The sequence below is a fragment of the Pseudomonas sp. NFPP02 genome, assembly GCF_900119355.1.
In the GTDB taxonomy this organism is placed as follows: Bacteria; Pseudomonadota; Gammaproteobacteria; order Pseudomonadales; family Pseudomonadaceae; genus Aquipseudomonas; species Aquipseudomonas paracarnis.
This window is the reverse complement of record NZ_FPJI01000017.1, coordinates 41,765-63,195: the sequence shown is the minus strand read 5'-3', so window position 1 is coordinate 63,195 and position 21,431 is coordinate 41,765. Positions and strand designations below refer to the sequence as shown.

The following is a 21,431-nucleotide window of genomic DNA, read 5'->3' as shown; positions in this document are numbered from 1 at the left end:
ATAAGAGGGCACCCGGTCGCCATCGCCTCATGGTGAGCCGATGATTTTATTGAGCTTGAACAGTTCATTGTTCGAGGTGACCCCCAATTTGCGAAACGCTGAGGTTTTCTGGGTGCTGATGGTCTTGATGCTGCGATTGAATTTTTCTGCGATTTCACTCACGGTCATGCCCGCCAGATAGCAGCGGATCACCTCCTGCTCACGGCTGGTCAGCTCGGCCTGGACCAGGGCATCCGAGGCTTCGCTGGGGTCTTTGCGCGTCTCGCTGGTGACGGTTTCCGCCAGGCGATACGTCATGTCGGTGCTCAGGTACACCGCGCCGGAGACCACCTTGCGAATGGCCTTGACCACTTGCGTCATGTCCTCGCCCTTGCCAACAAAGCCACGGGCACCGACCCGCATGGCCAGGGCCACGGTAGCCGGGTCATGATGGGCGGACAACACCAGGATCTGGCAACTGGGAAACTTGACCCGCAAGGCGCGGATCAGCGATACGCCATCCATCTCGTCGGGGCTCAGGGAGAAATCCAGCAGCAGCAGGTCAGCCGGAGCGCTGACCAGGCCGGCGAGCAAGTCGCGGCTTTTTTCATAAATGCCAACCACGTCAAAGTTGGCCTCGGCCGCCAAGGTGTTGGCGAGCCCATGCCGAACAACAGCGTGGTCGTCCAATAGAGCAATGCGTACAGGTTTCATCGTATTCGAACCCACTTGGCCCCGCTTAGGTGGCGCGGTCAAACAACAGGGACAGCTATTACGGCACTTCAAGGAGTATATGCAACAACCGCCAAAGGGCACGCCCGCCTACCGCTGTTTTTGCGCGCGTCGGCGTGGCCTGCGTTTAGCGTTAAACACTCTCGATGATGTGCTTGATCCGAAACAGCTCGTTGTTGGACATCACGCCCAACTTGCGAAAAGCCGAGGCCTTTTGCGAACTGATGGTCTTGATACTGCGGCTGAATTTTTCAGCAATTTCGGTGATGGTCATGCCCGACAGGTAACAGCGGATCACCTCTTGCTCCCGCGCAGACAAGCTGACAAAACGCATCGCGTCATCGCGTGATTGCTCCTCACCGTCATAGTTGACCGCCGTGGCTTCGGCCACCCGATAGGCCATGTCAGCACTCAGGTAGACAGCGCCCGAGGCCACCAGCCGCACTGCGCTGATCAATTGGCTCATGTCTTCACCCTTGCCGATAAACCCACGGGCACCGACGCGCAGGGCAAGAATCACCGTGGCCGCGTCATGGTGAGTGGAAAACACCAGGATTCGGCAGCCCGGGTACTTTACCCGCAGAGCACGGATCAGCAGGATGCCATCCAGCTCATGAGGGCCGAGCACAAAATCGAGCAACAACACCTCGGCCGGGTGTGTCAGCAGGCCGGCCATCAACTCACGACTGCGAGCGTAGACCCCCACCACTTCAAAATCAGGTTCCTGTACCAACCGATTGACCAAACCATGCCGCACGATTGCATGATCATCCAGCAAAGCAATTTGTAGGCGTTTCATAAATGACGGAACACTCTGTATAGCGTGCAAAAAAATGGACAACAGCGCTGCCTCACTCTGAATAAGTTAAGGTCCTCTCAGACTCATCCATTTCATCAATTACATCCGTGCAACTGAACATCACACGCCACACGCTCACTCCCTATAACTTAACGCGCACAGGCTCACCATCGCAGTTAAAAAATGCGCCAATTCTTCACAATAACAACGGTATAAAACTTAATAGATCTGCGAAAAACTTAATATAAGAAAACTCCTAAAAACCAAGAGCTGACCTACACACATCAAGTTCCAATACTTACCTGCCCGCCAAACTTTACAGCCTCAGCCGTTCTTTTCCCGCTCAATCACAAAGTTCAAGAAGGCGTCTATTTCCATCGGGCGCGCCAGCGCATAGCCCTGCCCTACCCGGCAACCCAGGCGGTGCAGCAGGGGGATCGTGGACTCGTCCTCGATCCCCTCCGCCACCAGGCTCAGGTTAAGCAGACCTGCCCAGTTCACAATGCCTGCGATCACCTTGCGTGACGAGGCGTGCTGCTCGACACCGCGCACAAACGAGCCGTCGATTTTCATTTCATCAAACGACAGGTTCGCCAACAGCTTGAAAGTGGCTGCGCCGCTGCCGAAGTCATCCAGCGAAACCTGAAAACCCTTGGCGCGAATAGTCGTCAATGACGCCGAAAGATGCAGCTCATCCGGCTCCTGCACATCTTCGGTCAGTTCGACTTTCAGCAAGCGGCTCGGCAGATCTGCCTGGCGCATGCGCAAGGCCAGGCGCTCGGCAAAATTGGGGGTGCACAGGGTCTTGGCCGACGCATTCACCGCGATAGGGATCGTAATGTTTTCGCGCTTTAACGCTAGCATCACGCGCAGAGTCCACATCTCCACCAGGCTGAACAGCAACAGGTCCAGGCCGAGACGGTTGACCAGCGGCATCAACACCGCAGGCGGAATTTCACCAAAGCGCGGGTGCTTCCAGCGCACCAACGCCTCAGCGCCGACGATGCGCCGGCTCAGCAACTCGAACTGTGGCTGAAAGACAAAGCGCAATCCCTCGCCGGTGGTCAGGGCGTTGATGACTTCATCCTCAGCCAGCGACTCAAACGTCATGGCCTGCAGCTTGGGGTCCGGTTGAGCGAGGGTCAGCAGCACCGTGCGCAAGGCATCGCCCAGCTCCAGCGGGCCACCGTCACGCAAGATCTGCACGCTGATTCCCGCCGACTGCGCCAGGCGCGAATGGGATTCCAGTGCGCTGATGGCTACGCCGCCCATGTGCTTGACCCACAACTGCTTAGCGGGCGCTTCGCACGCCGGTGTAACTGTTGCTTCGATCAAATTTTCCTGCACATTCAGGGTGGTTTCGCCGGTCCAGAAAATACTCGGAAACTGCATTAACGTACCCGCGTCATGCAGTGCTTTGAGCACACTTGGCAACATCAAGCCATCGCCACACTCGGAGCGGATTTCGCACACGATGATGTCCACGCGGTGCGCGCTTAACCACGCCTGCAGCGCCTCCAGCGAGGCGACCGTGGCCAGCGGCGTGACCCCCATGCCACCCAACGCAGAGGCGAGGCGCAAGACACACGCAGGGTCGGTTGCCAACGTGATCACGCGCAGGGCGCTGAACTCGTTAGGCACGGCGGCATTTAAGATCATGACAAAGAATTTCCCGAGATTGTTTCAGCGAAAAAGCTTATCAGTGCCTAAAAAGAAGCAAATAGGAATGGGACTAAAAGCATAAAACTGAGGCGGTGGCGGGTCCCGCGAAAAGCGTGCAATAGCTCACATCAGGATTAATTGGATTCCAGCAACGGTCTGCCCGAGCGCTGTTTTATTTGCACATCCACCCGATCCATGACGCGCGCCAGAATCGATCGGTCCGGAACACCGGAGGCAATAAAGCCGCAGCGTTGCGCCGTGACTGGATTATCGGGAAACGCTTGCAGGGTCACGCCCTGATAAATCAATGAGTGTCTGACACACGCGTACTCCTCAAGCATTTGCTTAAACTGTGCGCCCGCCGCGTGCACGGTTTCTTCATTGATCACCAACAGATCAAATACATCCCTTGCGTTATCCAATAACGTAATCAACACCTTGAGGGAATCGACAGGCACAACGCGGTGGTATCCCAAATGGCCAAGGTCTTTTTCAATACTCATTCGCCGGGTGGCATCGCTATCTACCAACGCGATCCGCAAACGTGGATTGGACATAAAAGCCCTCCTGATTGACATCAAATATTGCTGCGCGAGTTCAACTGGGTCGCCAGCCAGGCCAACGCGCGCGCAGCGTTCATGGGACGAGCACAGAGATAGCCCTGGGCCTCGTTGCATCCCAGCTTCAGTAATCCCTGGCGCTGGTTTTCGTTCTCGACGCCCTCCACCACCACTCGCATGCCCAGTGCCTCGCCCAGTGCCAATGTGCTACTGACCACGGCACGGTTGCGCGCACTGCTTTGAAGATCGCGGGTAAATGCGGCGTCCAGTTTGATTTCGGTAAACGGCAACTGGCACAGGCGCTCCAGCGAGGAATAGCCGGTGCCGAAGTCATCAATCGACAGGCCGGCACCCATCATGCGCAGTCGTATCAGGGTGTCGAGCACGGCGGGAGAAACTTCCAGCAGGCCGCATTCAGTGATTTCAAACGTCAGACGACACGCAGCAATGGCGTGGGATTGGAGTGAATCGCAAAGACGCGGCAATAATGAGCCACGACCGAGCTGGTCGGACTCCAGGTTGAATGCCAGCGATAAGACCTGCTGCTGCTCTGCCGACTGCTGCAAGAACTCAAGGCCTTGTTGCAACAGCGCGAAGAACAGTTCATCCAATGCGCCAACTTGAGCGAGCAGCGGCAAAAAATCTGCCGGATACAACAGGCCGTACTGTGGATGTTGCCAACGCGCCAGCACTTCAAAACCGCGCACGTGCCCCGTGCTCAAATTGAACTTGGGCTGGAAGAACGCCTTGAACTCATGCCTTGAAAAACCCCCAGCCACGCAGGCCTTGCTCAAGAACCCAGACCGGCTGCTTCGGCGCGCCTGCTTTGTCGGCGCGCCAATCCTCTCCAAGTAGCGGCTGAGCATAGGCGCAATGGCGCTTGCTGGCACCGGGAAGTCCACATAACCCAATACACTGATGCCCAACAGGCCTGCCATGCGATCAATTGCATCGTGCAGGTCCGTGCCATGGGCGCTGAACATAATGAGCGCTTTAGCCAAGTGGCCACGGCCGAGCACTTCGATGGCCCTCAAGCCGTGTGCGCCCTCGTCCTTCAAGTTGCACAAGGCGATATCGACAGGCCCGGTACGCTCGAGCAACTCAACGGCCGCCACGACATCGGCAACGGCGGCCACCTCTTCACACCCGACCTCCCGGAACACCTGGGTGGCAACAAGCCGCTTGAACGGGTGTTCTTCGATGACCAGAACACGAATAGGTAGGAAGGACATGGCAGAGCACACATAAGTGGGGATGTGCGAATTATCGGCAGACCTTCAGCCGGCGTATTTAGGAACGCTCCTAGAAAGGGCCAGAAATATGTAAGGTAGAACATCTGCCCCAGCAGCCATTACCTTGCCAGTATTTACGCCAACTGATTCTGAGCTAGCCTTAACGCGCTGAGTCCTTTATGCGGTGAACTCATGGATACGCTAACGAAAGCCGAAATCGAAACGGCCCTGTCCGCTCGCCTTCCCAAGTGCGCGGTCAAGTGCGCACTCAACGCGGACGGCAGCCTTTCAGTCACTGTAACGGCGCACGGTATGGACCAATTCACCATCGCCAACATCAACCGCGCCCACTACCACGGTGTTTCGGGGATCAACCGGCTTGTGCGGGAAATACGTGAAGAAATGGTCATCGCCAGACAGTCTTTCTGGCTGTCATCGGTGGGGTAACAGATATGCCAGACGCTACTGACGCAACGCTGCAACCGGTCAACATTCAATACCTGCATGACACGCTGTTCGGTGTGAACACGCTCGCCAGCGAATGCATGGGGCAACTTGTGCGCACTGCGCCCGGCGTGCAGTTGCGGCTTGCACCGCCATGGCCAAAGCTATTGCCGAAGGCCCACTGGATTAGCTTTGAATGGAATGGTCAGGCCTATCGTGGCGTGGTGCAGGAGGCTGAATCCTTGACCAACGGCGACTTGCTGATGGACATCGAACCGCAGCCGTAAACGCGCACACTTGGCAGCATTAGGCGCGTTCACCGACCATCGCCCGTTGGTGAAAATGCGGCAGCCATTTCAATGCATGAAGAGACGCGGCCAACTGCACCTGCTCACGAGAACCCATAAAGCGTTCCTTGCGACTGAACACACTCAGTGCCCCGCCGTTTCGATAGGCCCAGGCAAAACAGACAGTGCCTGGGGGAATGCCATCAATTCCATCCGGCCCCAGCAGGCCAGTGGTGGCGACCGCCACATCAGCGGGGCTGTCGCGCAGCGCGCCTTGGGCCATTTCCTGGGCGACCTCACAGCTGGTGAGATTGAAGGTATCGATGGTATAGCGACGCACGTTCAACAGCCGCTGTTTCGCTTCTGGCGAATACACCACGTACCCGCTTTCGATCCACGAACCGCTGCCGTCGACCTGCGAAAGCAAGGTGATGATCTTGCCTGCGGTACACGACTCCGCCGTCGTGATGACCAACTGATGGTGCTTGAGGTATTCAACGATAGAAGCAGCGACCGACATGCTGAGTGCTCCTGTGCAAGAGGGATTTGCTCATTGATTTTTGTCAAAAAAAACGATTTGTAAAAAAGAATTTCGAAATTCTGCTGGGGTCTACAGAGGAACATCCCCCAGGAGATAGCACCATGAAGTTCGCGAAATTCTGCCAAAAACTCTCCAACCAGGCGGGCAGCTCAAAAACCTTTCTGACAGCCGTCAGCTTGATTGCTGTTTGGGCGCTCACCGGGCCTTACTTTCATTACAACGACACCTGGCAGTTAATCATCAATACCTCCACCACCATCATCACCTTCCTGATGGTGTTCCTGATCCAGAATACCCAGAACCGTGACAACGATATTCTTCATCTGAAACTGGACGAGCTGATTCGTGCCACCAAAGAAGCTCACAATGCGGCGTTGAGCCTGGATAAGCTTGGGTCGCGTGAGTTGCAAAAATTGCGCGAGCAATACAGCAAGCTGGGGCAACCCAATGCGGCCGATGAAATCAGGCAGGAGACAGATTCTCCAAGCGGCCCAATCTGAGCCCCACGCCGGTCAGCGTACCTTGCCCCGTCTATCAGGTTGCAAGGTACTCGGCCAATGTCGCGGCACAGGCCTGCACCGCCCCATCCACAATCAATTCATAACCATGGGTATTTTCCGTTGGAATGGCCAGGCAGCCGGCGCGGGCACAGGTCCCGTTACTCATGACCGCACTGGCATCCGAAGCGAAATCCACCAACAGCGCATATTGGGGGCTGTAGCCGCAGCGCTCTGCGGCAGCCGCCAGGTCGTTGACCACCGCCCGGGTGTAATAGCCTTTCTGGTCCCCGGTATTGATGATCGGGTCGACGGCCAGGCGCGTGCCGTATTCCTGCATGACCGGCCCCACCTCCACCGCGATGGTGGTGTCGCCGGGTAGCGTCGACGCGGCATACATTGCCCCGGCATTGCACTCCTCTTCGAGGGTGGTGAATACCAGATAGACATCCCTGGCCAACGCCTCCCGGCGCGAAGCCAGCAGCTGGGCTGTATGCAGAACGGCAGCAATCGGGGCGCGGTCATCCAGAAAATGCGCGGCAATGGCATCGCCCACTTGGAAGGGCTCACGCCAATGCCGGCTCAGCACCACACGGCTTCCTGGCCGAATGCCGTGCTCGCGTAATGCCTGGGCAGTGCATCGCGTGATCACATGAACGTCGTTCCAGTGCACATCGCCCGAGAGCACATCAGCCCCTTGTGCCGTATTACTGGTCGCGTGCATCGAGCCAAAGGACAGCACGCCAGGAAGGATGCGTGCGTCCCCCAGGATATCCACCGGGCACACACCAAAGTTGACCGGGTTGGCCCCACCCAACGCCGTCACCCGCAACGTGCCATCCGCCTCGACGCGTTTAACCACCATGGCGATTTCATCCATATGCGCCATGACTTTAACCGCACCGGCAGGCTCGGCATCGCTGGGTTTGCCCTTGATCAAACCCACCACATTACCTGCCGGATCGACCCAGGCCTCATCGCACAACGGCGTCAGGCTTTCCAGGCATATGGCGCGCACCTCGTCCTCCTGACCGCCCGGCCCGCGTGCCTGGAGCAATTGGGTAAGCAGCGTCGACGCTGGATTTTCAGTCTTGTGCATGGGATGAACACCTCACTGGCAGGTAAGCAATTGCGCTGTCAGCGCCTCTATAAAAAACGACCTGATGAATGAGTGAGTGTTCAACTCAAAGCATTTTGAACGCCCCGTACGCGCGTCTTTCCAACGAGAACAGGATCAAACCTGGCTTTGATCATCGCGCATGAACACACCGGCAACAGGAGGCAGCCGACCATGACTGACAACCCCATCCATCAAGTGACCCAATCCCTGGCCGCAGCAGTGACGCTGGCCCTGCTCAGCGCCTGCGCTGGCAACAACTCACCCTCGAATGTCGAGGCCCCCGGAAAACCCACAACACCCTCGACCCGAACACTGGAAGCCGGCGCCGCCCTGCTTCAATCACGCCCGCCGATTGACGCACTGAACGCCTACCTGGACGGCTTTCACTTCTACAACGGCCATCCCGATGTACAAATGGAAGCCCATCACTACTGCGCAATCCTCAATGAAGAGGTCATCCAGTGCGTGATCTACGACGGCAACCGCAAGGATGCGAAGTTGATGGGCGTGGAGTACATCATCAGCGAGGCGCAGTTCAACACGTTGCCCGCGCCTGAAAAGGCGCTGTGGCACAGCCATGTGCATGAAGTGAAGTCAGGGCAACTGGTCGCGCCGGGAATTCCTGAGGTGGCGGAACATGCGCTGATGGAGAAGCTGGTGCACACCTACGGCAAGACCTGGCACACCTGGCATACCGATCTGGATAAACGCCTCCCGTTAGGCGTGCCTCAGCTGATGATGGGCTTTACCGCCGACGGCCAGGCTGACCCGCGCATGGTCGCCGAGCGAGATAAACGCCTGGGCATCGACAGTGCCGACAAGAAAAAGACGCGTACCGATATCCCCGCGCCGCCCATCGCCCCTGGGGCGGACGCGTGGCGCCAGGGCACGGTTATCCAGATCGCCGACCCGACCCTGAAGGCCCATCAACATTGACACCGCCATTCAGTCATTTGGATTGAACGATCATTTGCGGGCCTTTCTCTACCCAAGACCAGCCAAAGGAGGATGTCATGATGATTGATACCGCAACCGGAATGAGGCCTGGCGAGCGATACGCCGTGGAAAACCTGGAGCGCACACCGAACTTCAGCGGGTTTTTCCTGGACGGAAAGTACTACCTAGGCCCTGAATTGATGACGGCCGTCGGATGGCTTGAAGGCCAGACTTTTATCTATGATGAGCTCGACGCCACAGGCGAACCGGTGTTTCCCGACCGCGTCGCTGGCACCGTCGAAAACCTGACCCTGATACTGACTGACGGTACCCGCCTGCAACTGCACCCGGTGCCCGTCCACGTGCCCGAGGATTCGCCTGGCGTCATGCAGGCCAAGGGGAAACTGCACGGCAAGACCGTGGTGATCACCGGCGCCTCCAGTGGCATTGGTCGCGCGGCTGCTCACGCCTTTGCCGAGCAAAGTACCCGCTTGGTATTGGCGGCCCGAGATGAAAAAGCCTTGGAAGAGGTGGTCGAGGAATGCGCTGCGCGTGGCGCCGAGGCCATCGCCGTTAAAACCGATGTAACCCAGGGCGACCAGATGCGCGCCCTTGCCGAACAAGCGGCTGCCTTCGGCAATGGCCGCATCGATATCTGGATCAACAACGCCGGAGTAGGCGCCGTCGGCAGTTTCGAGGACACGCCCCTGGAAGCCCACGAACAGGTGCTGCAAACCGACCTGCTCGGGTACCTGCGCGGCGCCCACGTGGTGTGGCCCTATTTCAAAGCCCAGCACCGCGGCACTCTGATCAACACCTTGTCGCTGGGCAGTTGGGTAGCCCAGCCCTATGCCGTCGCCTACTCCGCCAGTAAATACGGCCTGCGCGGCCTGACTGAGGCACTGCGCGGCGAGCTGACTGACTACCCGGATATTCATGTGTGCGACATCTATCCCGCCGTGATGGACACACCGGGCTTTCGCGATGGCGGCAATTTTACCGGCCACGAGTTGACGCCACCGCCACCGGTCTACGACCCACATAAAGTCGCGCAAGCGATGGTGGCCTGTGCGCTGCAACCGAGGGACAGCACCACGGTAGGCAGCGCTGCCACCGTGGCCCGCGTCGCGCATTTTTTGCTGCCTGGCTTTTCGCGGCTATCCGGCTGGCTTACCCGCCTCGGCCTGGAGCGCAGCCAGCGCGCCGTGACCTCTACGGGCAACCTCTACACCCCGGCAAGCGGCGAACGTCGTGTCGAAGGCGGCTGGCGGCAAACCCGCCGTACGCCCTATGGGATGGTTGCAATAGGCGCAGCGCTGCTAGTGGGCGGCGTTGTCGTTGCGCGCAAATATTCGGCTCGTCACAAATGAAAACGGGGCAAATCCCGAATACCAGCCAGTCAAGCACAACTCCTCTGTGGGAGCGGGCTTGCTCGCGAAGGCGGTGGATCAGTCACGTCAATGTTTAATGGACGGACGTCTTCGCGAGCAAGCCCGCTCCCACATTTGATCTTCGTTGTTCCCTTTACATGAGGTAACCCAGCATGTCTTACGACTACCAAGGTATTGCCAGTGTCATCACTGCCTCGCGCCATCTTGGAACACCCTCAGATGAACGCCTTAACGAATCAAAAAACATCCAAATGACCAGTAGCGGTAAACCGACCATCGCGCGCTTGGACTTTGACACGCCAATGGATTGGCCCGGCAATCCCAACTTTATCACCGTCAATTTGCCCGACGGCTCCTCTGTCAGCGGGGTCATCGCCGAGCTGCAACGCCCGGCCGATGGGCCTGGATGGGTCACCTTTACGGTAGATGATTAGGCCTCATCCATGCCCTGCGCCCAGTCATCGAATTGTCGGACAACTTATTTGAATTATTTTTGACGTCAAATATCTGTACTTCATGAGTATCAAGGAGGCCTCATGAAACACAACGACCTATTCACTATCGAGTACCAGCTGCACGGCGAGCCCAAGTCCTTCATCGTGCGCGCACCGCGCATGGACAATGCCGAGGCTTGGCATTGGGCCAGTTGTGACGCTGGTGTGGCGGTCATCCCCAAATTTGGGCAACACACGTTCAAGCGTGTGTCCAAGCCGATGGCGGAGAAATACGGCATTACCCAGGTGCGCTGGAGTGGCGCGGCACAGATTCAATGGGCGGAGGGCGTCAGAGGATGAACAGTCAGACTCTTGGTTACACAACTACAAACAGGCGGGACGACGAGGTCACGCGAAACGCCGAGATGTTCTTCGAAGCGGATCGATTGGACGCGTTGGCGTACGAGATCATTGAGTCCTACAGCGGCGATGCGCAGACGTGGGCGCGCTTTACCGAGGCGAAGAAACGTGCGGATGCGCAGCGTACAGTGGCCTATCGAGAGTGGATGCGAATTCATCGGTCCAAGCGAAAATAACGTCAGCCAGCATGCATCGACCTGACACCCCCGCGATCCAAATGTGGGAGCTGGCTTGCCTGCGATAGCGGCCTGACAACCAATCAGGATGTCAGGCCGAGTGTATATCCCCTCGCGTTCACGCCCCTGACTCAGGGTCTGTTGAAGGCCCTCCAGGAGCGACACCGCCTTGCCTATGTGCCTGTTGCCCGCCTGCCGGTGCCTGCGACTTATCGTTTCGCTTAGCCGCCGCCGGGCGCACCTTGCGCTCAGAAGGATTCGGTTCGTGGTGCTTCGAGGCTTCGCTCATACCGCCCTCCTCAATCACTGATCAAAGTATCGGCTTGCCACCCGTCACGCCGTAGCGTTCGCCGGAGATGTAGCTGCCTTCATCCGACGCCAGCAGCACGTAGATCGGCGCCACTTCCACTGGCTGGCCTGGGCGTCCCAATGGGGTGTTGCCGCCAAAGTTTTTCACCATGTCCGGCGTCATCGTCGAGACGATCAACGGCGTCCAGATAGGCCCGGGGGCCACGCTGTTGACGCGAATCCCGCGCTCGCCGAGCATCTGCGCCAGGCCGGCGGTGAAGTTGGCAATCGCGCCTTTGGTGGCCGCATAGGGCAACAGGCTGGGGTTGGGCATATCGGAGTTGACCGAGCTGGTGTTGATGATCGAACTGCCCTCGGCCATATGCGGCAGCGCGGCCTTGCAGATGCGAAACATCGCGGTGATGTTGACGTTGAAGGTTTTCACCCAGTCCTCGTCGGGGATGTCTTCCAGCGATTGATAGGTCATCTGGAACGCTGCGTTGTTGACCAGCACATCGATGCGGCCGAACTTCTCCACGGTGTCGTTGACGATGGCCGTGCACTGCGCCGCATCGCCCAGGTCGCCGGGCAGTAACAGGCATTGACGACCCGCCGCCTCGACCCAGCGTGCGGTCTCCTTGGCGTCTTCATGTTCATCCAGATACGACACCGCCACGTCCGCGCCTTCACGTGCGAAGGCAATGGCCACGGCCCGTCCGATGCCGCTGTCGGCCCCGGTGACCAAGGCGATTTTATTGGCGAGCCGGCCCGAGCCTTGGTATGACTGCTCACCGCAATCGGGGATCGGGTCCATCTTGCGCTGCTCACCGGGTACGGGCTGTTGCTGGGCGTTGAAGGGTGGTTTTGGATAGCTGTTCATCAGAACGTCTCCTGGGTGGGTTTCTCTTTGCGAGGGTTCGCCAGGAAGCGAAGTTCAGACGGATTTTCAGAAAATCGGATAACCGTGCTACCACGATGGCCACTCGTCAGTTTGATTAAACCTTCCGCAGGCTGCGCGCCTCAACCGGGTGTAAGTGGTCGGTCGAATGACCGGGTGGCCTAAACGCATTTTTTGTTGGCGGCAGGTTTTCAGCTATATTTCACTGTCGGTTCAGCCCTCGCCCTCGTTGCTCAAGTTCTTCCCTCTACACCCGTCCTCCTGTGCGCCGTTATCCAAGGTTGGTATTTATGAAGTCTGCCCCCCCGCGGTCCCCCAACGTTCCGCAACGCAAAGATCTGACCCCCAGCAACTTGAATTTCCCGGTGGTGGGTATTGGCGCGTCGGCGGGCGGGCTGCAAGCCGTGAAAGCGTTCTTCGAGCACATGCCCAGAGACTGCGGCATGGCCTTTGTGGTGATCCTGCATCTTTCGCCCGACCATCAAAGTGTGGCGGGCAAGATCATTCAGGAAACGACCCGCATGCCGGTGTCGCAGGTCAATGACGCCACGCCCATCGAAAAGAATCACGTGTACGTCATCTCGCCAGCACAGCTCTTGAAGATGAATGATGGCTACCTCGCGGTCTCACCTTCCGTGCGCGAAGGTGGACCGCACATTGCCATCGACCTGTTTTTTCGCGACCTGGCAGACACCCATAAAGAACGCGCGTTTTGTCTGATCCTGTCTGGTACCGGCTCAGATGGCGCGGTAGGGCTGTCGCGCATCAAAGAGCAAGGCGGCATCACCCTGGTACAAGCACCGGAAGACGCCGAGTACGATGGCATGCCGCTGGCGGCCATCGAAACCCAGATGGTCGACCTGGTGCTGCCTGTGGTGGAAATGCCGCAGAAGCTGCTGGAACTGTGGCGCAATGCCCAGTCGATTGTGCTGCCCACCGCCAACGACCCTGAGATCAAGACCACCCCACCCAGTACCGAACGCGATGCCGCCGTGGCCGAGCAGCTGTTGCTGGATATTCTGATCCAGTTGCGCGCCAGTACCGGGCATGACTTCAAGCATTACAAGCGCGCCACGGTGTTACGTCGTATCGAGCGGCGCTTGCAGGTCACGGCCCAACCCGACCTCGCCACCTATTACAACTTCCTCCAGGCCAACCCGGACGAAACCAAGGCTTTGCTGGGCGACATGCTGATTGGCGTGACCAACTTCTTTCGCGACCGCGAGGCCTTCGAAGCGCTTGAGCGAGACGTAATCCCCAACCTGGTGAAGTCACTGGAAGACAGCGTGCCGCACCGTGAGGAAGTGCGTATCTGGTCGGCAGGATGCTCCACCGGCGAAGAGGCCTACAGCCTGGCGATGCTGGTGGCCGAGCAACTGGCGCTGGACGCCAGCGGTGCAAAGATGCAGGTGTTTGCCACTGATATTGATGAGCGGGCCATTACCCATGGCCGCAACGGCGTGTACCCCGAAGCGATCATCACCGACGTACCGCCTCAACGGTTGCGCCAGTACTTTGCCAAGGAGAAGAACCAGCACTACCGGGTGCGCAAGGAAATTCGCGAAAAGGTGCTGTTCGCCAAACACAGCCTGTTGGCCGACCCACCGTTCTCGCAGATCGACCTGATCGTGTGCCGCAACCTGTTGATCTACCTGGATCGCGAAGTGCAACGCGACATCCTGCAAATGTTCCACTTCGCGTTGCGTCCCGGTGGCTACCTGTTCCTCGGCTCCTCGGAGTCGGCCGACGGCTGCCTGGACCTGTTTGTACCGGTGGACAAGCGCAACCGCATTTTCAGGGTGCGTGCCGGCTCGTCCGCCGTGCGTCGCGCCCCGACCATGCCGCGAGGCGGCTACCTGCGCCCGAGCGCCACGACGCTGGCGATTGAAACCAAGGCGCCCAGCAAGGTCTCGTTCGCGGACATCCATCTGCGCGCTCTGGAAAAAGCCGCGCCGCCCAGCGTTATCGTGAATATGCAGGCCGATATCCTGCACATGAGCGAAGGCGCAGGTCGATTCCTGCGCTACGTGGCCGGCGAGGTGACGCACAACCTGCTGACGTTGGTGCATCCCGATTTACGCCTCGATATCCGCACCACCTTGTTTCAGGTCCAGCAATCGAATAGCCCGGTGTCTTCGCGCAAGATCCGCATCCAACGCGAGCAAGGCCCCTTCCTGGTGGACATCAGCGCCCGCCCCTACCGCGATGAAGCGACCGAAAACGACTACGTGCTGGTGATCTTCCAGGAAACCGCCGTCGACCCACAGCTGCCCGACATCGACACCGTCAGCCAGGCCGAAAACGCGATCATGAGCAACCTGGAGCGCGAGCTGCAACGCACCAAGTTGCACCTGCAGGACACCATCGAACAGGCGGAAGTCTCCAGCGAGGAACTCAAGGCCTCCAACGAAGAAATGCAGGCCGTCAACGAAGAACTGCGCTCGGCCACCGAGGAGTTGGAAACCAGCAAGGAAGAGTTGCAGTCGATCAACGAAGAATTGCTGACCGTCAATTTCGAGCTCAAGACCAAGGTGGAAGAGACGGACAAGGTCAACGACTACCTGACCAACCTGATCGCGTCCACCGACATCGCCACGGTCTTTGTCGACCGCAACATGCGCATCCGTTGGTTCACGCCACGGGCCACGGATATTTTCAGTATGTTGCCGGTGGACACCGGACGCTCATTGCTGGACATCACCCACCGCCTCAATTACCCGCAAATGACCGAAGACGCCGCCACCGTGTTTGAGTCCCTGAGCTTGATCGAGCGGGAAATCAGCAGCAACGACGACCGCTGGTACATTGCGCGGTTGCTGCCTTACCGCTCCAGTGAAGACCACATTGATGGCACCGTGCTGACCTTCATTGATATCACCAAGCGGCGTCAGGCCGAAGAGGAACTGCGCCTGGGCGAGGAGCGCATGCGTCTGGTTGCCGAGAGCACCCACGACTTTGCCATCATCATCCTCGATGACCACGGCGCCATCACCGACTGGAACACCGGTGCCGAACTGATCTTCGGCTACACCAAGGACGAGGTGCTGGGCGCTTACTACGACCTGATTTTCTCCCCGGAAGACCGCTCCGCTGGCGTGCCGGAGAGCGAACTGCGCACCGCCCGCGAACATGGGCGTGGCGAAGATGAACGCTGGCATGTGCGCAAGGATGGCAGCCGTTTCTATTGCAGTGGCGAGGTGACGCAGCTCAAGAGCGACAGCTTGCGCGGCTACGTCAAGATTGCCCGCGACCTTACCGGCCACAAACGCACCCAGGACGAACAGAATCAGCGCTTGAAGGAAACCCAGACCAACAGCCATCTCAAAGACGAGTTCTTCGCGGTGATGTCCCACGAACTCAAGCATCCGTTGAACCTGATCCAGCTGAACGCAGAACTGTTGCGGCGCTTGCCCGCCACCAAGGTCGCGGGCCCGGCCATCAAGGCGGTCAATACCATCTGCGAAGCGGTGTCCAGCCAGGCGCGGATCATTGACGACCTGCTGGATGTCGCCCGGGTTCGCACGGGCAAACTGAAGCTGAAAAAGCAACCGATCGACCTGATTCGCACCCTCAAGGACATTCACAGCGTGGTCCTTGCCGACGGTCATCGTCGCCAGGTCAGCCTTCAGACACCTTCGGTGCCGGGCCCGTTGATCGTTGACGTAGACCCCACGCGCATCGAGCAAGTGATCTGGAACCTGGTCAACAACGCCCTGAAATTCACCCCCGAAGACGGCCAGGTGCAGTTGGTGGTCAGCCGCTCGGACGGGCGCGCGCAACTGGACGTCATCGACAGCGGCGCGGGCCTGGCCCAAGAAAGCCTGGAAGAAATCTTCGACCTGTTCGGGCAAGCGGAAAACCAGCACCAGACTCACCAGCGCGAAGGCCTGGGGATTGGCTTGTCGTTGGTGCGGCAGCTGGTGGAGGCCCACGGCGGTTCGGTGAGCGTGCATTCGCGAGGGTTGGGCTTCGGTTGCACCTTTTCGATCTGGTTGCCGCTGTGCAAACAGCAGGATCATCTGCTGGATAGCGGCGCTACCCAGAACGAAGATCAGCGCCTCAATGGCCTCAAGGTTTTACTGGTCGATGATTCAGCCGAAGTCCTTGAGGTGCTGAACATGCTGCTGGAAATGGAAGGCGCCCAAGTGAGCGCCTTCAGCGACCCGTTAAGCGCACTTGAAACAGCCCGGGATGCCCAGTACGACGTGATTATTTCGGACATCGGCATGCCTAAAATGAATGGCCATGAGCTGATGCAGAAGCTGCGCAAAGTAAGCCACCTTCGACAGGCTCCCGCCATCGCCTTAACGGGCTATGGCGCTGGCAATGACCAGAAAAAGGCGACTGAATCGGGCTTTAATGCGCATGTCAGCAAACCCGTGGGCCATGACTCGTTGATCTCCTTGATCGAAAAACTGTGCCGCTCACGCCGTTAGGGTTTGGGCTGACGGTCAAGGGTAGATGAACTGAGAGAAGCGCACGGACGCCCCTGTTGGTCGCGACACCTGGGTATCCACGCTGCCCACCGTGTCGCTGCGCAAGGTCAGGTACAACACGGCCTGGCCGGCGCTGTCACTCAGCATCCAGACGCTTACACCCTCCCCGGCCGCCCTGGCCTTGAGCGGCTGCGGCTGGAGCGTCTCGATATTGGAACCGCGCAGCAGCTCACCGCTCAGCTCGACCTCCAGGGGTTGTTGCGCCTTGCCTTGCACATGAATCACCAGCCCATCGGAGGCGCCATTGCGTAAAAAGCGTTGGTACTCCACGCGCAACTGCCCATCGGCACTGCGCACTTCGCGGGTGCTCAGCGGCCCGCTGGAAAACAGGCCCGCCAGGCTCAGCCCCATCAGCACCAGCAGCGCGTACCAACCCACCCTTTCAAAGCGCCAGACCTTGCGCTGCAAGGCCATATCTTCCGGTACCGGGTAGTTGCGGCTCTGTAAGTCGTCGGGGTCTGGGTTGTTCATAGCGCGGCCCGGACTCAGCCCTTGCTGTGCTCGGGAGAAGACGGCCCCTTGGTGACACCCCTTGGGCCGGCAATCGCCCATATCGCGGCGCCCAGGAACGGCAGTACCACGACGACAGCACTCCAGCCTGCCTTGCTGGCCGATGCGTTATCGCTGCGCCAGATGCTGTTGATGATCCACGCGTCGAGCAGTACGAGGATCACTGCCAGGCCTATCCAGAAGTAAGTGGTTTGCATGATGCACCTCCAGGTTATGTAACTTTGGGTGCGCAGGCGCAGGCAGGGTTCATTATTTTTGGGCTTTCTGCCTGGCGCTTGGTTTGCCGCCATCATGCGGACAACTTCGCCGATCCATTCAGGAACGAACCGCTTTAAACAAGACGAGCTGAAACGTATCAGCTTTGGAAAAAGCACGAATTATGCACAAGTGCATTTTTAACCTTGACCCATAGCGACGAGTCCTCTAAATTCAAATAACTGTATATGAATACAGTATTTTGAATCCCTTCATGGACGAGGCTTACTATGAAAAGCACCCCTTCGAAATTTGGCAAAACACCCCATCAACCCAGCCTGTGGACCCGCGCCGATGCGCTCAAAGTCCATGCGGACGACCCCACCACCACCCAGCCGCTGGTCAGTGCGAACTTCCCGGTATTGAGTGACGAGGTTTTTATCTGGGACACCATGCCGCTGCGTGATATCGACGGCAACATCACCTCCGTTGACGGCTGGTCGGTGATCTTCACCCTCACTGCGGATCGCCATCCGAACGACCCGCAATACCTCGATCAGAATGGTAACTACGACGTCATCCGCGACTGGAACGATCGCCATGGCCGGGCAAAGATGTACTACTGGTTCTCCCGCACCGGCAAAGACTGGAAACTCGGCGGCCGGGTAATGGCTGAAGGGGTTTCGCCCACCGTGCGCGAATGGGCTGGCACACCGATCCTGCTGAACGAACAAGGCGAAGTGGACCTGTACTACACCGCCGTCACGCCCGGCGCGACCATCGTCAAGGTGCGTGGCCGCGTGGTGACCACCGAGCACGGCGTCAGCCTGGTGGGCTTCGAGAAGGTCAAGCCGCTGTTCGAGGCGGACGGCAAGATGTACCAGACCGAAGCGCAAAACGCCTTCTGGGGCTTTCGCGATCCATGGCCATTCCGCGACCCGAAAGACGGCAAGCTGTACATGCTGTTCGAAGGCAACGTGGCCGGCGAGCGCGGTTCGCACAAGGTCGGTAAAGCCGAAATCGGCGACGTGCCACCCGGCTATGAAGAGGTCGGCAACTCGCGCTTCCAGACCGCCTGCGTCGGGATCGCCGTGGCCCGCGACGAAGACGGCGACGACTGGGAAATGCTCCCACCGCTGCTGACCGCGGTCGGCGTCAACGACCAGACCGAACGCCCGCACTTCGTGTTCCAGGACGGCAAGTACTACCTGTTCACCATCAGCCACACCTTCACCTACGCCGACGGTGTAACCGGCCCGGACGGGGTGTACGGTTTCGTCGCCGATTCGCTGTTCGGCCCGTATGTGCCGTTGAACGGCTCTGGCCTGGTACTGGGCAACCCGTCCTCCCAACCGTTCCAGACCTACTCGCACTGCGTCATGCCCAACGGCCTGGTGACCTCCTTTATCGACAGCGTACCGACTGACGACACCGGCACGCAGATCCGTATCGGGGGCACCGAGGCACCGACGGTGGGTATCAAGATCAAAGGGCAGCAAACGTTCGTAGTCGCCGAGTATGACTACGGCTACATCCCGCCGATGCTCGACGTCACGCTCAAGTAAACGGAGGCTGTAAGACAACGGGTTTGAATTCGATGACAAACCCGTAGTGGATAGCATCGAGATATCCCGTCTGATGCAACTTACCCCACCTCACTGGCTACAAGGATGTAGCCAGTGAGGTGGGGTGCGCGCTGTGCCCGTTGAAGGCCAGCGCCTCAAAGCCAGTCGTAGACGTCGATGCCGCTGAGAATGAGCGGGTGATTCATGAGGCTTAAGTCGATCAATTTCCAACGTTTTTGAAAGTGAATTGTTCTAAAAAGAAAACAATGAATTTTAATATATGGCCTTTTTATGAACAGTCCAAAGCTTTATCGTGTGAATCCTTCCTGCAATGCACGCACCTTTGACTAGTGAGAATCAAGACATGCCATTGATCAAAATCGACCTTATAGATGGGCGTTCTGATGACCAAGTAAAAACCTTGCTCGACGCTGCCCACTGCGCAGTCGTGGAGGCATTTCAAGTACCCGAAGGGGATCGGTATCAAATCGTCAACGAACATCGCCCAAGTAGATTGATTGTCAAAGATACAGGGCTCGGTATCGATCGAACGGACAATGTAGTGGTGATCACTGTGATCAGTCGTCCTAGGACTGAGGAATCCAAAGTCTTGTTCTATCAGTTGCTAGCGAAAGGCCTGCGGGAGAAATGTGGAATTGCCGCCTCCGAACTGGTGGTTTCAATAGTAACCAATACAGATGCGGACTGGAGCTTTGGTTATGGACGGGCACAATTTCTAACCGGGGAGCTTTGAGGCACTCAGTGGAGTCTGGCTCCGAGTTGGGCCCCAAAGGAGTATCCCACACGGCAATCCCGCGGTGCCCTTGATACCGCCTTGCGGATATTTTCTGCTATGCGCTCGCGCAGGGGCGCCTATGCTTCGCCTGGAAACCACCGTGACTCAGGATTATCGGTGCCAAATGTGACATCCACCCAAAGCGCAACGAGGCGGTTTGGAAAACCGAATCAAAGGTGTAATGCGGGCGTGGACTCGCGAACGCCATGGACAGAAGGAACCCGGACACGCAGCGCAATCAGCAACGCAGCCAGCAGCATCAGCATCGCTGCCGCTATGAATACGCCAGCGCTGCCACCGAGGCTGAACACTGCTCCGCCAGCGGCGGCGCCCGTGGCGATGGCGGACTGCACAGATGCCACCACCATGCCCCCGGCGCTTTCCGCCTGATCAGGTACCGCGCTGGCGACCCAGTTCGACCACGCTACCGGCACACCGCCGAAGGCCAAGCCCCATATTGCCAGCAGTACTGCCTGCATCGGCAACGAGGGTGGCAACAGCACCAACGCCAGTGCTGCAACCCCGACCAGCGCAGGCATTAACACCAGAGTGGCCAGCGGGTGGTGCTCCAGCAGCCTGCCAGCCAACAGCGTGCCGAAGAAGTTCGCCACACCGAACCCCAGCAACATCAGCGACAGCCCTTGCGGGCCGATGCCGGTAGTGCCTTCCAGGAATGGCCGAACATAGGTGAACATCGCAAAGTGACCGCTATGCACCAGCACACAACCGAACATCCCCATGGCGATGCCCGGGCGCTGCAACACTTCGAAAACGGTGCGCAGACGTGTCGGCCGGCGCGGCGCGAGGCGCGGCAAAGTCAATGACTGAAAAGCCAGGGTCACCATGCCTACCGCCGCCGCTGCAAAGAACGCACTGCGCCAGCCGTATAGCCCACCCAGATAGCTGCCCAGCGGCACGGCAACAACCGTCCCGATAGCAATCCCGCTGAAAATGATCGAAAGCGCCCGAGGCAACAAAGCACTCGGCACCAGGCGCATCGCCACCGCCGCAGCCATGCTCCAGAACCCGCCTAGGGCAATCCCCAGCAAGATGCGCATCAACAACAGCACCGCGAAGCTGGAGGAAACGGCGACCAGAAGATTGGAGGCAACCATCAGCGTTGAAAACCCCAGCAACACCCAACGTCGGTCGATACCGCGGGTCAGGCCTGGCGCCAACAAACCGGCGAACAGCGCTACCACTGCTGTCACCGTTACCGCCTGGCCAGCCAGTGCTTCGGACACTCCCAGATCAGTCGCCATCAGTGTTAACAAACTGGCCGGAAGGTACTCAGCGGTCAGTAATCCGAACACCCCCATTGCCAGCGAGAAGACCGCCATCCACGCGGGGGCCGCAGGCTCCGCCTCCGAGAAGGCGCCGGGATGGCGGTTGGATACGGCATTACATATACAGTCAGTCATTGCAGGGATCTCCAGTCTTCATTTCAAGCCGCAGTCTAGGCGCCGGAAACTG

Annotated in this window: 22 protein-coding genes; 11 read left to right on the top strand and 11 right to left on the bottom strand. The window is 58.5% G+C overall.

Annotated features, from left to right (window positions below; genetic code table 11):
* Positions 1-27: 27 nt before the first annotated feature.
* From BT204_RS24300 to BT204_RS24280, 5 genes are all read right to left on the bottom strand, one after another.
* Positions 28-693, bottom strand: a complete 666-nt coding sequence (locus tag BT204_RS24300; RefSeq protein ID WP_003190442.1) for a response regulator transcription factor — start codon at positions 691-693, stop codon at positions 28-30.
* A gap of 151 nt (positions 694-844) precedes the next feature.
* A complete protein-coding gene (locus tag BT204_RS24295; protein ID WP_032892352.1) occupies positions 845-1,510 on the bottom strand; it encodes a response regulator transcription factor in 666 nt (221 codons plus the stop codon).
* Between the two features lie 324 nt (positions 1,511-1,834).
* Positions 1,835-3,169, bottom strand: a complete 1,335-nt coding sequence (locus tag BT204_RS24290) for an EAL domain-containing protein (protein WP_054895709.1) — start codon at positions 3,167-3,169, stop codon at positions 1,835-1,837.
* A 137-nt stretch (positions 3,170-3,306) separates the two neighbouring features.
* Positions 3,307-3,729: a hypothetical protein gene (locus BT204_RS24285; protein WP_032892354.1), complete on the bottom strand. Its 423-nt coding sequence runs from the start codon at positions 3,727-3,729 to the stop codon at positions 3,307-3,309.
* A gap of 20 nt (positions 3,730-3,749) precedes the next feature.
* Complete coding sequence (locus tag BT204_RS24280; protein ID WP_054895710.1) at positions 3,750-4,964, bottom strand: EAL domain-containing response regulator; 1,215 nt, start codon at positions 4,962-4,964, stop codon at positions 3,750-3,752.
* Positions 4,965-5,156: 192 nt separating this feature from the next.
* Here BT204_RS24280 and BT204_RS24275 point away from each other — a divergent pair, with 192 nt between their 5' ends.
* Together BT204_RS24275 and BT204_RS24270 are read left to right on the top strand one after the other, a co-directional pair.
* Positions 5,157-5,411: a hypothetical protein gene (locus BT204_RS24275; protein WP_014718023.1), complete on the top strand. Its 255-nt coding sequence runs from the start codon at positions 5,157-5,159 to the stop codon at positions 5,409-5,411.
* A gap of 5 nt (positions 5,412-5,416) precedes the next feature.
* The gene (locus tag BT204_RS24270) at positions 5,417-5,695 is read left to right on the top strand and encodes a hypothetical protein (protein ID WP_020303212.1); all 279 of its coding nucleotides are present in this window, start codon (positions 5,417-5,419) and stop codon (positions 5,693-5,695) included.
* 19 nt (positions 5,696-5,714) lie between these two features.
* Here BT204_RS24270 and BT204_RS24265 read toward each other — a convergent pair whose 3' ends face one another.
* Positions 5,715-6,215, bottom strand: coding sequence for a CinA family protein (locus BT204_RS24265; RefSeq protein WP_054895711.1), 501 nt, complete (start codon positions 6,213-6,215; stop codon positions 5,715-5,717).
* Positions 6,216-6,337: 122 nt separating this feature from the next.
* Here BT204_RS24265 and BT204_RS24260 point away from each other — a divergent pair, with 122 nt between their 5' ends.
* Complete coding sequence (locus BT204_RS24260) at positions 6,338-6,736, top strand: low affinity iron permease family protein (RefSeq protein ID WP_014718020.1); 399 nt, start codon at positions 6,338-6,340, stop codon at positions 6,734-6,736.
* Between the two features lie 34 nt (positions 6,737-6,770).
* Here BT204_RS24260 and BT204_RS24255 read toward each other — a convergent pair whose 3' ends face one another.
* Entirely contained in the window at positions 6,771-7,832 is a 1,062-nt protein-coding gene (locus tag BT204_RS24255) for a M28 family peptidase (RefSeq protein ID WP_072448503.1), read from the bottom strand.
* 192 nt (positions 7,833-8,024) lie between these two features.
* On the opposite strand from BT204_RS24255, the gene BT204_RS24250 reads away from it, so the two are divergent.
* The 5 genes from BT204_RS24250 (at position 8,025) to BT204_RS24230 (ending at position 11,210) form a co-directional block, all read left to right on the top strand.
* Complete coding sequence (locus tag BT204_RS24250; RefSeq protein WP_072448501.1) at positions 8,025-8,789, top strand: OBAP family protein; 765 nt, start codon at positions 8,025-8,027, stop codon at positions 8,787-8,789.
* Between the two features lie 80 nt (positions 8,790-8,869).
* Positions 8,870-10,159, top strand: a complete 1,290-nt coding sequence (locus tag BT204_RS24245; protein WP_072448555.1) for an SDR family oxidoreductase — start codon at positions 8,870-8,872, stop codon at positions 10,157-10,159.
* A gap of 173 nt (positions 10,160-10,332) precedes the next feature.
* Positions 10,333-10,614, top strand: coding sequence for a hypothetical protein (locus tag BT204_RS24240; RefSeq protein WP_020303208.1), 282 nt, complete (start codon positions 10,333-10,335; stop codon positions 10,612-10,614).
* A 102-nt stretch (positions 10,615-10,716) separates the two neighbouring features.
* Positions 10,717-10,974, top strand: a complete 258-nt coding sequence (locus BT204_RS24235) for a DUF6555 family protein (RefSeq protein ID WP_072448500.1) — start codon at positions 10,717-10,719, stop codon at positions 10,972-10,974.
* Positions 10,971-11,210, top strand: coding sequence for a hypothetical protein (locus tag BT204_RS24230; RefSeq protein ID WP_019821471.1), 240 nt, complete (start codon positions 10,971-10,973; stop codon positions 11,208-11,210). Before BT204_RS24235 ends, BT204_RS24230 begins: the two co-directional genes overlap by 4 nt.
* 310 nt (positions 11,211-11,520) lie before the next feature.
* Here BT204_RS24230 and BT204_RS24225 read toward each other — a convergent pair whose 3' ends face one another.
* Entirely contained in the window at positions 11,521-12,378 is an 858-nt protein-coding gene (locus tag BT204_RS24225; RefSeq protein WP_072448499.1) for an SDR family oxidoreductase, read from the bottom strand.
* 308 nt (positions 12,379-12,686) lie between these two features.
* Between BT204_RS24225 and BT204_RS24220 the strand changes: the two genes are divergently transcribed.
* A complete protein-coding gene (locus BT204_RS24220) occupies positions 12,687-16,832 on the top strand; it encodes a CheR family methyltransferase (RefSeq protein WP_072448498.1) in 4,146 nt (1,381 codons plus the stop codon).
* A gap of 15 nt (positions 16,833-16,847) precedes the next feature.
* Here BT204_RS24220 and BT204_RS24215 read toward each other — a convergent pair whose 3' ends face one another.
* Together BT204_RS24215 and BT204_RS24210 are read right to left on the bottom strand one after the other, a co-directional pair.
* Positions 16,848-17,363 carry a hypothetical protein gene (locus BT204_RS24215; RefSeq protein WP_072448497.1) on the bottom strand — a complete coding sequence of 172 codons (516 nt, stop codon included), beginning with the start codon at positions 17,361-17,363 and terminating at the stop codon, positions 16,848-16,850.
* A 14-nt stretch (positions 17,364-17,377) separates the two neighbouring features.
* Complete coding sequence (locus BT204_RS24210) at positions 17,378-17,599, bottom strand: PLDc N-terminal domain-containing protein (RefSeq protein WP_003190416.1); 222 nt, start codon at positions 17,597-17,599, stop codon at positions 17,378-17,380.
* 288 nt (positions 17,600-17,887) lie between these two features.
* Between BT204_RS24210 and BT204_RS24205 the strand changes: the two genes are divergently transcribed.
* Together BT204_RS24205 and BT204_RS24200 are read left to right on the top strand one after the other, a co-directional pair.
* The gene (locus BT204_RS24205) at positions 17,888-19,162 is read left to right on the top strand and encodes a glycoside hydrolase family 68 protein (RefSeq protein WP_057978089.1); all 1,275 of its coding nucleotides are present in this window, start codon (positions 17,888-17,890) and stop codon (positions 19,160-19,162) included.
* Positions 19,163-19,526: 364 nt separating this feature from the next.
* A complete protein-coding gene (locus BT204_RS24200) occupies positions 19,527-19,916 on the top strand; it encodes a tautomerase family protein (protein WP_034127089.1) in 390 nt (129 codons plus the stop codon).
* Between the two features lie 212 nt (positions 19,917-20,128).
* Here BT204_RS24200 and BT204_RS24195 read toward each other — a convergent pair whose 3' ends face one another.
* Positions 20,129-21,379: an MFS transporter gene (locus tag BT204_RS24195; protein WP_072448496.1), complete on the bottom strand. Its 1,251-nt coding sequence runs from the start codon at positions 21,377-21,379 to the stop codon at positions 20,129-20,131.
* Positions 21,380-21,431 lie beyond the last annotated feature (52 nt).

Excerpts from the sequence above, each read along its gene's own strand:
- BT204_RS24195 (WP_072448496.1), bottom strand. The coding sequence starts at position 21,379 with ATGACTGACTGTATATGTAATGCCGTATCCAACCGCCATCCCGGCGCC.
- BT204_RS24270 (WP_020303212.1), top strand. The coding sequence starts at position 5,417 with ATGCCAGACGCTACTGACGCAACGCTGCAACCGGTCAACATTCAATAC.
- BT204_RS24215 (WP_072448497.1), bottom strand. The coding sequence starts at position 17,363 with ATGAACAACCCAGACCCCGACGACTTACAGAGCCGCAACTACCCGGTA.
- BT204_RS24250 (WP_072448501.1), top strand. The coding sequence starts at position 8,025 with ATGACTGACAACCCCATCCATCAAGTGACCCAATCCCTGGCCGCAGCA.
- BT204_RS24240 (WP_020303208.1), top strand. The coding sequence starts at position 10,333 with ATGTCTTACGACTACCAAGGTATTGCCAGTGTCATCACTGCCTCGCGC.
- BT204_RS24265 (WP_054895711.1), bottom strand. The coding sequence starts at position 6,215 with ATGTCGGTCGCTGCTTCTATCGTTGAATACCTCAAGCACCATCAGTTG.
- BT204_RS24205 (WP_057978089.1), top strand. The coding sequence starts at position 17,888 with ATGAAAAGCACCCCTTCGAAATTTGGCAAAACACCCCATCAACCCAGC.
- BT204_RS24210 (WP_003190416.1), bottom strand. The coding sequence starts at position 17,599 with ATGCAAACCACTTACTTCTGGATAGGCCTGGCAGTGATCCTCGTACTG.
- BT204_RS24255 (WP_072448503.1), bottom strand. The coding sequence starts at position 7,832 with ATGCACAAGACTGAAAATCCAGCGTCGACGCTGCTTACCCAATTGCTC.
- BT204_RS24300 (WP_003190442.1), bottom strand. The coding sequence starts at position 693 with ATGAAACCTGTACGCATTGCTCTATTGGACGACCACGCTGTTGTTCGG.
- BT204_RS24280 (WP_054895710.1), bottom strand. The coding sequence starts at position 4,964 with ATGTCCTTCCTACCTATTCGTGTTCTGGTCATCGAAGAACACCCGTTC.
- BT204_RS24200 (WP_034127089.1), top strand. The coding sequence starts at position 19,527 with ATGCCATTGATCAAAATCGACCTTATAGATGGGCGTTCTGATGACCAA.
- BT204_RS24295 (WP_032892352.1), bottom strand. The coding sequence starts at position 1,510 with ATGAAACGCCTACAAATTGCTTTGCTGGATGATCATGCAATCGTGCGG.
- BT204_RS24225 (WP_072448499.1), bottom strand. The coding sequence starts at position 12,378 with ATGAACAGCTATCCAAAACCACCCTTCAACGCCCAGCAACAGCCCGTA.
- BT204_RS24285 (WP_032892354.1), bottom strand. The coding sequence starts at position 3,729 with ATGTCCAATCCACGTTTGCGGATCGCGTTGGTAGATAGCGATGCCACC.
- BT204_RS24290 (WP_054895709.1), bottom strand. The coding sequence starts at position 3,169 with ATGATCTTAAATGCCGCCGTGCCTAACGAGTTCAGCGCCCTGCGCGTG.
- BT204_RS24230 (WP_019821471.1), top strand. The coding sequence starts at position 10,971 with ATGAACAGTCAGACTCTTGGTTACACAACTACAAACAGGCGGGACGAC.
- BT204_RS24220 (WP_072448498.1), top strand. The coding sequence starts at position 12,687 with ATGAAGTCTGCCCCCCCGCGGTCCCCCAACGTTCCGCAACGCAAAGAT.
- BT204_RS24275 (WP_014718023.1), top strand. The coding sequence starts at position 5,157 with ATGGATACGCTAACGAAAGCCGAAATCGAAACGGCCCTGTCCGCTCGC.
- BT204_RS24245 (WP_072448555.1), top strand. The coding sequence starts at position 8,870 with ATGATTGATACCGCAACCGGAATGAGGCCTGGCGAGCGATACGCCGTG.
- BT204_RS24260 (WP_014718020.1), top strand. The coding sequence starts at position 6,338 with ATGAAGTTCGCGAAATTCTGCCAAAAACTCTCCAACCAGGCGGGCAGC.
- BT204_RS24235 (WP_072448500.1), top strand. The coding sequence starts at position 10,717 with ATGAAACACAACGACCTATTCACTATCGAGTACCAGCTGCACGGCGAG.